This is a genomic window from Cupriavidus necator A5-1, from assembly GCF_000744095.1.
GTDB lineage: Bacteria > Pseudomonadota > Gammaproteobacteria > Burkholderiales > Burkholderiaceae > Cupriavidus > Cupriavidus necator_A.
Window position 1 is genome coordinate 2,882,117 of sequence record NZ_JQLI01000008.1, and the last position, 14,698, is coordinate 2,896,814.

The window sequence follows — 14,698 nt, forward strand, 5'->3', positions numbered from 1 at the left end:
AAGTATGACGATGCAGGCCGAGTCCTCTTCCACCACCCTGCCGATTGGCGGGCTTTCGCATGTGAAGGGGGACACCACCATTCCGCTGTCGGAACAGACCGTGCCGGAGTTGCTGGCGCAAACGGTGGCTCGCTACCCCGAGCGGGAAGCCGTTGCCTTTCGCGAGCAAGGGGTGCGCTGGAACTGGCGCGAATTCTCCGATGCCGTGGACGCACTGGCGGCAGGCCTGCACACGTTGGGGCTGGCCAGAGGCGACCGCGTCGGCATCTGGTCCCCCAACCGGGTCGAGTGGCTGGTCACCCAATTCGCCACGGCGCGGCTGGGGCTGGTGCTGGTGAACATCAATCCCGCCTACCGCCTGTCCGAGCTGGAGTACGCGCTGAACAAGGTGGGCGTCAAGGCGATCGTCGCGGCGGAAGCCTTCAAGACCTCACGGTACCTGGAGATGCTCCAGGTACTCGCCCCCGAACTGGCCACCTGCGCGCCGGGCGAACTGCAGGCGGCGCGGCTGCCGGCACTGCGCTGCGTCATCCGGATGGGCGACGACCATACGCCCGGGATGCTCCGCTATGCCGATGTGATTGCGCGCGGCACGGGCGTGGCGCGGTCGACGCTGGATGCCATCACGGCACAGCTGGATCGCCATGACCCGATCAACGTGCAGTTCACCAGCGGCACTACCGGTGCGCCCAAGGGCGCCACGCTGACCCATCGCAATATCGTCAACAACGCACGCTTCATTGCCATGGCGATGCGTTTCTCCGAGCAGGACAAGCTCTGCATCCCGGTGCCCTTCTATCACTGCTTCGGCATGGTCCTGGCGGTGCTGGCATGCGTGTCCTCCGGCGCGGCAATGGTGTTCCCCGGCCAGGCCTTCGAGCCGGAAGCCACCATGCAGGCAGTCAGCGAAGAACGCTGCACGGCGCTTCATGGCGTGCCGACCATGTTCATTGCCCAGCTCGATCACCCGAATTTCTCGCAGTACGACTTCTCTTCCCTGCGCACCGGCATCATGGCGGGGTCACCCTGCCCGATCGAGACCATGAAGCGCGTGGTGTCGCAGATGCACATGTCCGAGGTGACCATCGCCTACGGCATGACGGAGACGAGTCCGGTTTCCTTCCAGAGCAGCACCACCGATCCGCTGGACAAGCGCACCACCACGGTGGGCCGCATCCAGCCGCACCTCGAGGTCAGGATCGTGGACGCGACAGGTGCCACGGTCCCGGTAGGCGAAACAGGCGAGCTGTGTACGCGTGGGTATTCGGTGATGCTGGGCTACTGGGATGACGAGGTGCGTACCGCCGAAGCCATCCGCGACGGCTGGATGCACACCGGCGACCTCGCCACCATCGACGCGGAAGGCTACTGCAACATCGTCGGCCGCGTGAAGGACATGCTGATTCGCGGCGGCGAGAACATCTACCCGCGCGAGATCGAGGAGTTCCTGTTCCGCCACCCGAAAGTCCAGGCGGTCCAGGTGTTCGGCGTTCCCGACCAGAAGTACGGCGAGGAAGTCTGCGCGTGGATCGTGCTGAAGCCGGGCGCCAGCGCCACGGAGGATGAGATCCGCGATTTCTGCCGCGACCAGATCGCGCACTACAAGATCCCGCGCTACATCCGCTTTGTCGAAGAGATGCCCATGACCATCACCGGCAAGGTACAGAAATTCGTGATGCGCGAGCGCATGACGCAGGAACTGAAGCTCAGCGAATCCAGGACGGCCTGACGCGCCGGCGCCGGTGCGCGGCGCCAGCCATTCCCCCGATCCCACAGACAACACCAGAGACAACACCGCTATGAACACCCTCCCCGGCCTCAAGTTCGACCTCGGCGAAGACATCGAAATGCTGCGCGATTCCGTGCGCGCCTGGGCCCAGGCCGAACTCGCCCCGCGCGCCGCCGAGATCGACCGCACCGACCAGTTCCCGATGGACGCCTGGAAGAAGATGGGCGACCTGGGCGTGCTCGGCATCACGGTGGCCGAGGAATATGGCGGCGCCAACATGGGCTACCTGGCGCACATGATCGCGATGGAAGAAATCAGCCGCGCCTCGGCCTCGGTGGGCCTGTCGTATGGCGCCCATTCCAACCTGTGCGTGAACCAGATCCACCGCAACGGCACGCCGGCGCAGAAGGCCAAATACCTGCCCAAGCTGGTGTCGGGCGAGTGGATCGGCGCGCTGGCGATGAGCGAACCCAACGCCGGCTCAGACGTGGTCAGCATGAAGCTGCGCGCGGAGCTCAAGGGCGACCGCTACGTGCTCAACGGCACCAAGATGTGGATCACCAACGGCCCGGACTGCGACGTGCTGGTGGTTTACGCCAAGACCGAGCCCGACCTGGGCGCGCGCGGCATGACCGCGTTTATCGTCGAGAAGGGCATGAAGGGCTTCTCGGTGGCGCAGAAGCTGGACAAGCTGGGCATGCGCGGCTCGCACACCGGCGAACTGGTGTTCCAGGACGTGGAGGTGCCGGTCGAGAACATCCTCGGCGCCGAGAACGGCGGCGCCAAGGTGCTGATGAGCGGGCTGGACTACGAGCGCGCGGTGCTGTCGGGCGGCCCGGTCGGCATCATGCAGGCGTGCATGGACGTGGTCACGCCGTATATCCATGACCGCAAGCAGTTCGGCCAGAGCATCGGCGAGTTCCAGCTGATCCAGGGCAAGGTGGCGGACATGTACACCACGCTGCAGGCCGCACGCAGCTACCTGTACACGGTCGGCAAGAACCTCGACGGGCTGGGCAGCGACCACGTGCGCCAGGTGCGCAAGGACTGCGCCGCGGTGATCCTGTACACGGCCGAGAAGGCCACCTGGATGGCGGGCGAGACCGTGCAGATCCTGGGCGGCAACGGGTATATCAATGAATACCCCGCCGGCCGGCTGTGGCGCGACGCCAAGCTGTACGAGATCGGCGCCGGCACCTCGGAGATCCGCCGCATGCTGATCGGCCGCGAGCTGTTCTCCGAAACGATGTGAGCGCGCCTTAGCCGCACACCCGCCCTCGCCATCTGCCGACCGACAGCACCATCTCGCGGCACACCAAGTAGCACGATATGCCAATCATCGAAACCAAACTGAACGCCCGCTCCGAGTCCTTCAAGGCCAACGCCGAAGCCATGCAGGCCCTGGTAGCCGACCTGGAGGCCAGGATCGCGAAGCTCGCCGAAGGCGGCGGCAAAGACGCGCGCGACAAGCACCTGTCGCGCGGCAAGCTGCTGCCGCGCGACCGCGTGCAGCAACTGCTCGATCCGGGCACGCCGTTCCTGGAGCTGTCGCAGCTCGCGGCCTATGACATGTACGACGATGTTGCGCCCGGCGCCGGCATCATCACCGGCATCGGCCGCGTGGCCGGGCAGGAATGCGTGATCGTCTGCAACGACGCCACCGTCAAGGGCGGCACCTACTACCCGATGACGGTCAAGAAGCATGTGCGCGCGCAGGAGATCGCCGAGCAGAACAACCTGCCCTGCATCTACCTGGTCGATTCCGGCGGCGCCAACCTGCCCAACCAGGACGATGTGTTCCCGGACCGCGACCACTTCGGCCGCATCTTCTACAACCAGGCCAACCTGTCAAAGCAGGGCATCCCGCAGATCGCGGTGGTGATGGGTTCGTGCACCGCCGGCGGCGCCTACGTGCCGGCGATGAGCGACGAGTCCATCATCGTCAAGAACCAGGGCACCATCTTCCTGGGCGGCCCGCCGCTGGTGAAGGCCGCCACCGGCGAGGAAGTGAGCGCCGAGGACCTGGGCGGCGCCGACGTGCATACGCGCCTGTCGGGCGTGGCCGACTACTTCGCGCAGAACGACCACCACGCGCTGTCGCTGGCGCGCAATATCGTGCAGCACCTGAACCGCCGCAAGCCGGACCAGATCCGCCTGCACGAGCCGGTGGAGCCGCTGTACCCGGTGCAAGAGCTGTACGGCGTGATCCCGACCGACACGCGCAAGCCCTATGACGTGCGCGAGGTGATCGCGCGCCTGGTCGACGGCTCCGAGTTCGACGAGTTCAAGGCGCGCTACGGCACCACGCTGGTGTGCGGCTTCGCACGCATCTGGGGCTACCCGGTCGGCATCATCGCCAACAACGGCATCCTGTTCTCCGAGTCGGCGCTCAAGGGCGCGCACTTTATCGAGCTGTGCTGCCAGCGCAAGATCCCGCTGGTGTTCCTGCAGAACATCACCGGCTTCATGGTCGGCCGCAAGTACGAGAACGAAGGCATCGCTCGCAACGGCGCGAAGATGGTGACCGCGGTCGCGACCGCGCAGGTGCCCAAGTTCACCGTGATCATCGGTGGCTCGTTCGGTGCCGGCAACTATGGCATGTGCGGGCGGGCCTATTCGCCGCGCTTCCTGTGGATGTGGCCGAATGCGCGCATCTCGGTGATGGGCGGCGAGCAGGCCGCGAGCGTGCTGGCGACAGTGCGCCGCGACGGCATCGAGGGCAAGGGCGGCAAGTGGAGCGCGGAGGAGGAAGACGCCTTCAAGCAGCCGATCCGCGACCAGTACGAACACCAGGGCCACCCGTACTACGCCAGTGCGCGCCTGTGGGACGACGGCGTGATCGATCCCGCGCAGACCCGCACCGTGCTCGGCCTGGGCCTGTCCGCGAGCCTGAACGCGCCAATCGAGGACATGAAGTTCGGCGTGTTCCGCATGTAACCACGACAAGGAAGATCGATGTTCAACAAGATCCTGATCGCCAACCGCGGTGAAATCGCCTGCCGCGTGGCCGCCACCTGCCGCCGGCTCGGCATCCGCACCGTCGCGGTGTACTCGGACGCCGACGCCGACGCGCGCCACGTCGCCTTCTGCGACGAGGCCGTGCATATCGGCGGCGCGGCCGCGCGCGACAGCTACCTGCGCGCCGACCACATCATCGAGATGGCGAAGGAGACCGGCGCCCAGGCCATCCACCCGGGCTACGGCTTCCTGTCCGAGAACGAGGCCTTTGCCGAGGCCTGCGCCGCGGCGGGGCTGGTCTTTATCGGCCCGCCGGCCTCGGCCATCAACGCGATGGGCAGCAAGAGCGCGGCCAAGCAGTTGATGGAAAAGGCCTCGGTGCCGCTGGTGCCGGGCTACCACGGCGAGGACCAGGATCCGGCGCTGCTGCGCCGCGAGGCCGACCGCATCGGCTACCCGGTGCTGCTCAAGGCCAGCGCGGGCGGTGGCGGCAAGGGCATGCGCGTGGTCGAGTCGGGCGATGCCTTCGAGGCCGCGCTGGCCTCGGTCAAGCGCGAGGCGTCGGCCAGCTTCGGCGACGACAAGGTGCTGGTGGAGAAATACCTTACCCGCCCGCGCCATATCGAGATCCAGGTATTCGCCGATACCCACGGCAACTGCGTCTACCTGTTCGAGCGCGACTGCTCGGTGCAGCGTCGCCACCAGAAGGTGCTGGAAGAAGCGCCGGCGCCGGGCATGACCGAAGAACGCCGCCGCGCCATGGGCGAGGCCGCGGTTGCTGCGGCCAAAGCGGTGGGCTATGTCGGTGCCGGCACGGTGGAGTTCATCGCCAACCAGGACGGCTCCTTCTACTTCATGGAGATGAACACGCGCCTGCAGGTCGAGCATCCGGTCACAGAGATGGTCACCGGGCAGGACCTGGTCGAATGGCAGCTGCGCGTCGCTGCCGGTGAAGCACTGCCGCTGACGCAGGAGCAACTGCGCATCGACGGCCACGCACTGGAAGCGCGTATCTACGCCGAGAATCCCGACAATCAGTTCCTGCCGTCCACCGGCACGCTGCGCTTCCTGCGCACGCCGCCGGCGGTGCAGTTCATGCGCGGCGGCGATATGCATGGCCCGGCCGGCATCCGCATCGATGCCGGCGTGCGCGAAGGCGACACCATCAGCCCGTTCTACGACCCGATGATCGCCAAGCTGATCGTCTGGGGCAAGGATCGGGACGAAGCGCTGGCGCGCATGCGCCAGGCGCTGGCGTCGTATCACGTGGTCGGCCTGTCGACCAACGTTGCCTTCCTGCAGCGGCTGGTGTCGTCCGAAGCGTTTCGCACCGCCGATCTCGACACCGGCCTGATCGAGCGCAACGAGAAGGTCCTGTTCCCGCCGCCGGCGCCGGTCGGCATGGAAATCATCGCGCTGGCCGTGGCGGCGCTGCTGGATCGCGAGAACAAGGAACGACGCATCGATGCCGCCGACCAGCATTCGCCGTGGACCCATGCCGGCGCGTGGCGGCTCAACAGCGGCGCATCGCGCCAGTTGCGCTTCGGCTATGGCGAGCAGGTGCTCGACGTGACGCTGAACACCAACGAGCGCGGCAGCACGCTGTACTACGCGGGCATGGCTGGGCAGTTCTCCGCGAAATGCCAGGCAGACGATATTCGCGTCGACCTCGGCACGCGGCGTGCGCACGGACAGGTGCATCTCGATGGCGAGACGTTCCATGTCTTCAGTGCCGGTCGTCACGTCACGCTGACCTGGCTCGATCCCCTGGCCCATGCAGGCGAATCAGAAAGCGAAGGCGGCAAGCTGACCGCGCCGATGCCGGGCAAGGTCATCGCGGTGATGGTCGAGGCCGGCAGCACCGTCACGCGCGGCGCCCCGCTGCTGGTGATGGAGGCGATGAAGATGGAGCACACCATCAGCGCGCCGGCCGACGGGGTGGTCAGCGAAGTGCTGTACGGCATCGGCGAGCAGGTGACAGAAGGGGCGCAGCTGCTGGCGTTTGAGGCTTGATAGCTTGATATGAGCAGGCTGCCGGCAAAGCTGTCGGCGTAGTAGCGCAGAGTGGTGCGTCAATGCGTTGAACCTTGGTGAACGCTCCCCTACCGCAAGCGGGAAGGGGAAGCAAACTGGCAGCACGCAGGCTGGCTTTGTCAGCAAGCTGGGGTGGCATCGCCTGCGATGCCACCTCATTTTTTTGGGTCTTCGCCAGATAGCGGGATGCGTGTTTTGTTGATGGCCTCTGGGGCTCGGGCACTGCCCGAGCCCAAAGGCCCCCCGGCTACGCCGGCGAAACAAATCACGCCCGTCAAGCACAAAAAAAGCCCCCTGCATCAGGGAGCCCGAGGCGCGTTGCCGCACCCACTGCATGCGACATCACTGGCGCAGTATCGCCGGACGCGTGCCGACTACAGCCGGCTCACCAATCTCGGCGCTAACGTCCTCATCATGCGCCGAGGCCGAGCGCCGATGGTCCACCAATGCGATGGCGACCAACGCAATCACCGCCGGCACGGCGATCGCGAAGAAATTCTGCTGCAATGGCAGGCTCATCCCGACCAGGGTGCCGATCACGATCGGCGCCAGGATCGCCCCGCTGCGGCCGACGCCCGAGGCCCAGCCGATGCCGGTTGAGCGCACAGCCATGGGGTAGAACTGGCCAACGTACGCGTAGGCGAGGATCTGCGTGCCGATCGTCGTGGCGCCGGCCATGCCGACAAGCAAGTACAGCACCGCGGTCGGAACCTTGTAGCCGAGCATCGAGATCGACACGGCCGCCAGCGCAAAGAACACCACCAGCACATGCTTGATGTGAAAGCGGTCGGCCAGCCAGCCGCCGCCGACCGCACCGGCGATCGCGCCGAAATTCAGCACCAGCACGAACGTCAGCGCGGAGCCAAGGCTGTAGCCTGCGTTGGCCATCAACTTTGTCAACCAGGAACTGAGCGCGTACACCATGAACAAACACATGAAGAACGCGACCCAGAACATCACCGTGCTGAAACCGCGTCCCTCATGGAACAGGTGGCGAATCGGCGCATCGTCGGCCTTGTGCTCGGACGGCAGTGCGAAGCGGTCATTTGCATGCGGCTGGTAGCTCGGCTCCAGCTTCGAGACGGTTTGCTTCAGTTCGTCAATGCGGCCCGACTTGATCAGGAAAGGCATCGACTCGGGCAGCGACTTCATGATCAGCGGGACTAGGATGACCGGGAGTCCCGCTGCGACGAAAACGGATTGCCAGCCGTACGTCTCGATCAGGCCTTTGCCGAGGACTGCGGCCAGCATGCCGCCCACCGCATATCCGCTGAACATCAATGTGACCATCGTGCTGCGGATCCGCTTCGGCGAGTACTCGGTCATCTGCGCGACCACGTTGGGCATCACACCGCCGATGCCGAGGCCGGCAAGGAACCTGGTAACGCTGAACGTTACCGGGTCGCTGGTAAAGCCGGCCGCCGCGGTGAAGACGCTGAACAGTCCGACGCAGATGGAAATGGCCCGGCGACGGCCGATCCTGTCCGCGATGGTGCCCAGGAAGATGGCACCGACCATCATTCCGAACAGCGCCGAGCTGACCATGAATCCCGCGCTGGTCGCGTTGACGCCCATGTCTTTCATGATCGATGGCAGCGCGATCCCGGCGACTGCCAGGTCGTAACCGTCGAAGATGATGATGAGCGCGCACCAGAATAGTACGAGCCCGTGAAAGCCATTGAGGCGGGCCTCGTCGGCCAGCTTGTGAACGTCGACTTGACGCATTGGTTGTCTCCCCGGTGCTGCCTGCACCAATGTTGGCGGCCTGCGTACACACAAAGCTCTGCAGGCTACATTCCCCGCGAACGTCGAGATTCAGCGGGCTGTCTGATGACCGAAGCAGCATAGGCAATCCGTACGCATCGATCTGTCGTTGCAATGACAATCCGCACCGGGGATTTCCCTAGCGCTTTCACGCCCTGCCCCCATCAAGTAGAGGATGCGTCGCGCGCCGCCACTTACGTGCCTGGCGCGGTGTCCGGCGCAGGGACAATCGAAATGCCCTGCGCCAGCGCCGCCGCCTCCTGGGCGTTCAGGGCGCGGATGAAGCCAGGTCGCAACTGCAAACGCTGCCAGTAATCCGCGATCGCCGGCGTGAAGCGCGGCTGGAGCCCCAGGTGCTGTGCGAGCAGCAAGGCGTAACCCACGGAAACATCGGCCGCGGTGAAACGACCCGAGCACAGGTATGGGTGCTTCTCGATGACCGGTTCCAATGTGCGCAAGCGCGCCAGAAACCATTTCGCGTAATCCGCGGCGACGGTCGGCTGGCGCCGCTCTTCTGGCTCGAATCTCGAATAGCGAAGGACCAGCGTCTGGGGAAACGTAAGGGTTGCCTCACCGAAATGAAGGTAATTCAGGTAGGCGCCGAAGTCGTCCTCCCCTGCTTCGACCTGCAGCGAGGTGGGCGCACTGGTTGCGCAGAGGTACTGGCAGATTGCAGCCGATTCCGACATCCGCGTCGTCCCGTCGATCAGGAATGGAACCGTACCCAGCGGATTGATGTCCAGGTAATCCCGCGACAGGATGCGCGGCGGGAAAGGCAGCATCACCAGCTGATATTCCCGGCCCAGCTCCTCCAGCATCCAGAGGGGACGGAAGGAGCGCGCACTCATGCAGTGATAGAGAATGGTCATGACTGGCAGGTCACCTTTGATGTGACGTGACCGCGCTTCGCCATCAGGGCCCGTGCCGCCCTGGAAGCTGGCAGGCGGCCCAGATGATCCGAGATGAAGGCGCTGGCCGAGAGCAGCTTTTCCATGTCGACACCGGTCTCGATCCCCACGGAGCTGAGCAAGTAGACCACGTCCTCGGTGGCAACGTTGCCCGAAGCCCCCGCGGCGTAGGGGCATCCCCCGAGCCCGGCAACAGAGCTGTCAAATACCGCCATCCCCAGTTCGAGTGCGGCGCAGATATTTGCAATGGCCATGCCAAAGGTGTCATGAAAATGACCGGCAAGCTTTTCCATCGGCAAGCCTTGGCCGACGGCTTCGAGCATTCGCCGTACCGAAGTGGGCGTACCCGTTCCGATGGTGTCGCTGAGTGACACCTCATAGCAACCCATGTCAGCGAGACCCCTGGCAACCTGCGCAACCTGCGCCGGTGCCACCGCGCCTTCATACGGGCATCCCACCACGCAGGATACGTAGCCGCGCACCTTGATATCGTGGGCAAGCGCGGCAGACACGAGTGGCTCGAATCGCCTCAAGCTTTCACTGATGGAGCAATTGATATTCCTCTGCGAGAATGCCTCCGAGGCAGCCCCAAATACTGCCACTTCGTCGGCGCCCGCCTCAATGGCAGCCTCCAGGCCCTTGAGATTCGGTGTCAGTACAGGATAGGAGGTGCCAGGCCTGCGCCGAATGCCCTTGAGGACCACTGCGTTGTCTGCCATCTGCGGCACCCACTTTGGCGAGACGAAGGCCGTGGCCTCCACCGCCGGCAGTCCCGCATCCGCCAGGCGCTCGATAAGCTCGATTTTTACCGCGGCAGGAACGATCTGCTTTTCACTCTGGAGGCCGTCCCGCGGCCCGACTTCGACAATCCTTACCTGTTTTGGCCATGACTTGCTGATCCCATCATCCATCTCGACGCTCCTCAGACTTCAAGATTCCCACGACGCGAGCATAGGGCAACAGCGGATGCAAAGCGTGCCAACTCCCTTGCAGATCGTGCCAGTTGGACCAACACGCGCCAGACATGAAATCGGTAGCAGAAACACCCATCGCCTTTGTTCGTTCGATCGTCCTGGCGTACGAGCGCTACGGCGTGGATCCACGGCGAGCGCTGCGCGCGGCGCACATTTCACCGTCGCTACTGCGCAGCGACGATGCGCGCGTGACTGCCGATCAGTTCGAAGCGCTGTCCGCGACTGCAATGCACGAGCTCGACGACGAGGGGCTTGGCTGGTTCTCGCGGCGCCTCCCCTGGGGAACCAACGGCATGCTTTGCCGTGCCTCCTTGCCCTCGCAGAATTTGCGGGTAGCTCTGCTGCGCTGGTGCCGGCACTATGGTTTGCTGGTGGATGACATCAAGCTGGAACTGAACGTCGAGGCTCGGCTGGCGCACCTCGTCATCCGCGAAAACCGTGACCTACTCCGGCAACGTGAGTTTTGCCTGGTAAGTACCCTTCGGAACATTCACGGTTTCGCATGTTGGCTGGTCGATTCCCGCATCCCGCTGTCGCGCGCCACCTTCCCGTTCAAGAAGCCGCGGCACGCCAGGGCGTATGACTTGATGTTTCGCGGGTCACTCGATTTCGAAGCGCCCCACGCCAGCCTGGTTTTCGACGCGGCGTATCTGCAATTGCCCGTACGCCGGGACGATCACGATCTGCGGCAGATGCTGCTTCGTCCGCTACCGCTTATCGTGCTCCAGTACAGGCGCGACCGGCTCCTTTCGCAGCGCATTCGCAAGCTTTTCCGTACAAGTGGATTCGAGGTCTCGACGTCGGCCGCCGTGGCGGCGTTGCTGAACGTTTCAACGAGAACCCTTTATCGGCACCTGGCAGAAGAAGGCGTCTCGCTTCAGGGCCTGAAGGATGAGGCCAGACGTGATCTGGCTATCCAGCAACTTACGCGAACCTCGAGGCCGTTGAAGCAGATAGCGATCGCCGCCGGGTTCGGCAGCGAGGCCAGTTTCATCCGGGCATTCCGACAGTGGACGGGGAAAAGTCCAGGGGAGCTCAGGCGAACAGCATCCGTGGATAAGTGAGGCGCGCCAGCAAGCGAGATCCCCAAAAGATCGCCATACATCACTTGCCTCCAAGTTACTGTGTTGCGGTGAGCCGCCTGGGGAGAACGCGGATTTCACCGCATGGGAGCCTCCCGGAAAGACTGCAACGGGTTGCCGAGGCACTTTGCATTCGGAATTTGGCAGGCTAATGTTGGACTATGCGGCGGGCAGACGAGGGAGGCAGTCATGAGCATGGTCTCGATAGAACCCGGCAGCTATCAATTTGCGCCGCCGCAAAACCCCGGTGAAGTCATCGACCTGATCAGGACGCACGCGATCCAGGTCGTTGACCTCAGGTTCACCGACTTGCCCGGCGTGTGGCAGCACTTCTCGATCACGCTGCCCGAAATCAACGACGGTTTGTTCTCGGCCGGCATCGGGTTCGACGGGTCGTCCATTCGTGGATTCCAGGAAATTCACGAGTCCGACATGCTGGTCAGGCCTGACCCGACCACGGCATTCATCGATCCGTTCTGCACAGCACCAACGCTGGCGTTGATCTGCGACGTGCTGGATCCTGTCTTGCACCAGGCGTATTCGCGCGATCCGCGCTACATCGCACGGAAAGCGGAGCTGTACCTCCAGCAAACCGGTCTTGCTACGGATTGCTACTTCGGCCCCGAACTGGAATTCTTCATTTTCGACTCCGTTCGCTTCGGGCAGGACCAGCACTCAGGCTACTACCATGTCGAATCCGCCGAAGGCGAATGGGCCTCGGGTCGCGACGAAGGCGCCTATGGCGGAGGCAATCTTGGCTACAAGCAGCGCTACAAGGGAGGATACTTTCCCGTCCCGCCAAGCGATACGCTGCAGGACATCCGCTCCGAAATCGTACTCGCGCTGATGCAGGCCGGCATCCAGGTCGAGGTGCATCACCACGAGGTCGCCACGGCGGGCCAGAATGAAATCGACATGCGCTTTGCACGCCTGGCGCGCATGGCAGACAACGTGATGATGTACAAGTACATCTGCAGGAACGTTGCGCGCCGCCACGGCAAGGTCGCCACATTCATGCCCAAGCCCCTGTTTGCCGACAACGCGAGCGGCATGCATTGCCACCAGAGCCTCTGGCGCGACGCCGAGAACCTCTTCTATGACGCGCACGGCTGGGCGCAGACGTCCCAGATGTGCCGCTGGTACATCGGCGGCTTGCTCAGGCACGCGCCCGCGCTGATGGCGTTCTGCGCACCGAGTACAAACTCCTACAAGCGACTGGTGCCTGGATACGAGGCCCCTGTCAACCTGGCCATGTCGCAGCGCAACCGATCCGCCGCGGCCAGGATTCCAATGGTTTCGGATTCCCCAAGCGCCCGACGCGTTGAATTTCGCTGCCCTGACCCGTCCGCCAATGCCTACCTCGCCTTCTCGGCAATGCTGCTCGCCGGCCTTGACGGCATTGAAAACCAGACGGACCCCGGCGATCCGCTCGACAAGAACATCTATGACCTGCCACCGGAGGAAGCCGCCGGCATCCGGCAGGTTCCAGGTTCGCTCGAAGAGTCGCTTGCCGCGCTGGAATCCGACTCAGCGTTCCTGCGAAAGGGAGATGTCTTCACTGACGACCTGATCAGGACCTGGATTGACTACAAGCGCACGCACGAGATCGATACCTTGAAGTTGCGGCCACATCCGTGGGAGTTCCAACTCTACTTCGACATTTGATCAGGGTGCGCCCGTGCCAACTCAGGCACGGGTGGCGAGAGTGGCGATGGCACTGCTTGCAATAGCACAGGGATTCACTCTTCTCGCGCGAATGCGCCCCAAAGCCTTGAGAAAATGGTACCCCTGAATTGTCACCTGAGGACGGCTGTAGTCTGGTCCAAGGCGTTCCAGCGTAATCAACTGATGCGAGAGCAACATCTCCACATCCGTTCGGTCCAACTCGCGCGCGTCGGCGCTGTCGTTTACGAGTACGAGGGTAGCGAACTCATGATGACTCAGCACAGGCGTCTCCTCAGCAAATGGGGTAGTTTTGCAGCGGGACTTCTTAATACGGGGGAGTTGGCGGCAGAGACCTGGTCCTGGTGAGGCAAGGTCTGGCCAGCGGGCACTTGCTCTTCGCGCCCGGAAAGTCCATCTTAGTTGATCACCCGGCTCTGTTCAATACGAGACACGCTGCTGCAGGTCGCGGCGCGAATTGCGGCAGTCTTCAACGGCTTCCACCCTCCGCAATTCAGCCGGGCCTGCGGCAATGTCCGACCGGTCGGTCGGAATACGGGAGCGCACTGAGCCCACGCAGGATTGGCACGCCAATCCCTGCGCCGTTATTCCGGCTGAATGCCGGCATCCCGCACGACCCTGGCCCACCGGGCGATCTCGCTGCGCAGGAACGCAGCGAGCTGCTCGCGTGAGGAACCCTTCAGCTCGACGCCCTGGCTGCTGAGCCGGTCGCGTGTCGGTCCATACACCAGCGCCTGGTTGACCTCCATGTTCAGTCGCGCCGCAATGTCCGGCGGCGTCCTCGCCGGCACGACGATGGCCCACCACTGGCTCAGTTGCATGCCGGGCAGCCTGGCTTCCGCGGCCGTTGGCACCGCGGGAAGCGCCACCAGCCTCGACGTGCTCGTGACCATCAGCGCGGCAACCTTGCCAGCGCCCAGCAAGCTGCTGCCGCTGGCCAGCGTGGCGAAGTGCCCGCCGACCAGTTGCGCCGCAACATCGCTCAACGCGGGCGCCGAACCCCGATAAGGGACCGCATCCACCTTCAGACTGGCCTGCGCCTCCAGCATCTTTGCGGAAAGGTGGCTGATGGAACCGTTGCCGCTAGTCGCTATGAGCAGAGGCGTATCACCGCCTTTGCGTGCATCGGCGAGAAAACGCTGGATGTCGCCGGTCTTGTAGCGAGCACTGTCGGCAAACAGGATCAGCGGCGACTCACCGATCAGCGAAACCGGCGCGAAGTCTCGCACCAGGTCGTACGGCATCTGTGTAAAAACAGCGGGAGCGATCGCATGCGGCAGCTCCACGACCGCAAGGGTATAGCCGTCCGGTGGGGCTTTGGCAGCAATCTCCAGGCCGATCCGCCCCGAGGCGCCGGAGCGGTTCTCGACCACCACGGTTTGTCCCATGGTCTGGCCCATGCGCTGCGCGATGGCACGTGCGAGGGCGTCGGTGCTGCCGCCCGGCGCCCATGGCACGATCAGCCGCAGCGGCTTGTCCGGATACGCCGCCAGCGCAGCACTACTGCAAGGAGCGGCGAGAAAGAGCAGCGAAGCGATGATGCTGCGAATCGTCATGCCAACACTC

Annotated in this window: 11 protein-coding genes; 6 read left to right on the plus strand and 5 right to left on the minus strand. The window is 64.0% G+C overall.

Annotation, left to right across the window (positions count from 1 at the left end):
• Positions 1-4 precede the first annotated feature (4 nt).
• From K307_RS37280 to K307_RS37295, 4 genes are all read left to right on the plus strand, one after another.
• On the plus strand, positions 5-1,729 hold the full coding sequence (locus K307_RS37280; protein WP_042886111.1) for an AMP-binding protein: 1,725 nt from the start codon (positions 5-7) through the stop codon (positions 1,727-1,729).
• Positions 1,730-1,799: 70 nt separating this feature from the next.
• Positions 1,800-2,981, plus strand: coding sequence for an isovaleryl-CoA dehydrogenase (locus K307_RS37285; RefSeq protein ID WP_042886112.1), 1,182 nt, complete (start codon positions 1,800-1,802; stop codon positions 2,979-2,981).
• 77 nt (positions 2,982-3,058) lie between these two features.
• Complete coding sequence (locus K307_RS37290; RefSeq protein ID WP_042886113.1) at positions 3,059-4,666, plus strand: carboxyl transferase domain-containing protein; 1,608 nt, start codon at positions 3,059-3,061, stop codon at positions 4,664-4,666.
• Between the two features lie 18 nt (positions 4,667-4,684).
• Entirely contained in the window at positions 4,685-6,700 is a 2,016-nt protein-coding gene (locus tag K307_RS37295; protein WP_042886115.1) for an acetyl/propionyl/methylcrotonyl-CoA carboxylase subunit alpha, read from the plus strand.
• Positions 6,701-7,063: 363 nt separating this feature from the next.
• Here the strand turns inward: K307_RS37295 and K307_RS37300 are convergent, their stop codons facing one another.
• The 3 genes from K307_RS37300 to K307_RS37310 form a co-directional block, all read right to left on the minus strand.
• Entirely contained in the window at positions 7,064-8,446 is a 1,383-nt protein-coding gene (locus K307_RS37300) for an MFS transporter (protein WP_042886116.1), read from the minus strand.
• 233 nt (positions 8,447-8,679) lie between these two features.
• Positions 8,680-9,354, minus strand: coding sequence for a glutathione S-transferase family protein (locus K307_RS37305; RefSeq protein WP_042886117.1), 675 nt, complete (start codon positions 9,352-9,354; stop codon positions 8,680-8,682).
• Positions 9,351-10,304: a hydroxymethylglutaryl-CoA lyase gene (locus K307_RS37310; protein ID WP_051975353.1), complete on the minus strand. Its 954-nt coding sequence runs from the start codon at positions 10,302-10,304 to the stop codon at positions 9,351-9,353. The genes K307_RS37305 and K307_RS37310 overlap by 4 nt, the downstream gene beginning before the upstream one ends.
• Positions 10,305-10,417: 113 nt before the next feature.
• Between K307_RS37310 and K307_RS37315 the strand changes: the two genes are divergently transcribed.
• Both K307_RS37315 and glnA read left to right on the plus strand, forming a co-directional pair.
• Positions 10,418-11,431, plus strand: a complete 1,014-nt coding sequence (locus K307_RS37315) for an AraC family transcriptional regulator (RefSeq protein WP_042886118.1) — start codon at positions 10,418-10,420, stop codon at positions 11,429-11,431.
• A 207-nt stretch (positions 11,432-11,638) separates the two neighbouring features.
• The gene (glnA, locus tag K307_RS37320) at positions 11,639-13,114 is read left to right on the plus strand and encodes a type I glutamate--ammonia ligase (RefSeq protein WP_042886120.1); all 1,476 of its coding nucleotides are present in this window, start codon (positions 11,639-11,641) and stop codon (positions 13,112-13,114) included.
• Positions 13,115-13,135: 21 nt separating this feature from the next.
• Here glnA and K307_RS46990 read toward each other — a convergent pair whose 3' ends face one another.
• Positions 13,136-13,396 carry a hypothetical protein gene (locus tag K307_RS46990; RefSeq protein ID WP_230626313.1) on the minus strand — a complete coding sequence of 87 codons (261 nt, stop codon included), beginning with the start codon at positions 13,394-13,396 and terminating at the stop codon, positions 13,136-13,138.
• Positions 13,397-13,716: 320 nt separating this feature from the next.
• Positions 13,717-14,688, minus strand: coding sequence for a tripartite tricarboxylate transporter substrate binding protein (locus tag K307_RS37330; protein ID WP_042886123.1), 972 nt, complete (start codon positions 14,686-14,688; stop codon positions 13,717-13,719).
• Between the last annotated feature and the right edge of the window lie 10 nt (positions 14,689-14,698).

Coding starts and splice junctions, on each gene's coding strand:
- K307_RS37280 (WP_042886111.1), top strand. CDS start 5: ATGACGATGCAGGCCGAGTCCTCTTCCACCACCCTGCCGATTGGCGGG.
- K307_RS37285 (WP_042886112.1), top strand. CDS start 1,800: ATGAACACCCTCCCCGGCCTCAAGTTCGACCTCGGCGAAGACATCGAA.
- K307_RS37290 (WP_042886113.1), top strand. CDS start 3,059: ATGCCAATCATCGAAACCAAACTGAACGCCCGCTCCGAGTCCTTCAAG.
- K307_RS37295 (WP_042886115.1), top strand. CDS start 4,685: ATGTTCAACAAGATCCTGATCGCCAACCGCGGTGAAATCGCCTGCCGC.
- K307_RS37300 (WP_042886116.1), bottom strand. CDS start 8,446: ATGCGTCAAGTCGACGTTCACAAGCTGGCCGACGAGGCCCGCCTCAAT.
- K307_RS37305 (WP_042886117.1), bottom strand. CDS start 9,354: ATGACCATTCTCTATCACTGCATGAGTGCGCGCTCCTTCCGTCCCCTC.
- K307_RS37310 (WP_051975353.1), bottom strand. CDS start 10,304: ATGGATGATGGGATCAGCAAGTCATGGCCAAAACAGGTAAGGATTGTC.
- K307_RS37315 (WP_042886118.1), top strand. CDS start 10,418: ATGAAATCGGTAGCAGAAACACCCATCGCCTTTGTTCGTTCGATCGTC.
- glnA (WP_042886120.1), top strand. CDS start 11,639: ATGAGCATGGTCTCGATAGAACCCGGCAGCTATCAATTTGCGCCGCCG.
- K307_RS37330 (WP_042886123.1), bottom strand. CDS start 14,688: ATGACGATTCGCAGCATCATCGCTTCGCTGCTCTTTCTCGCCGCTCCT.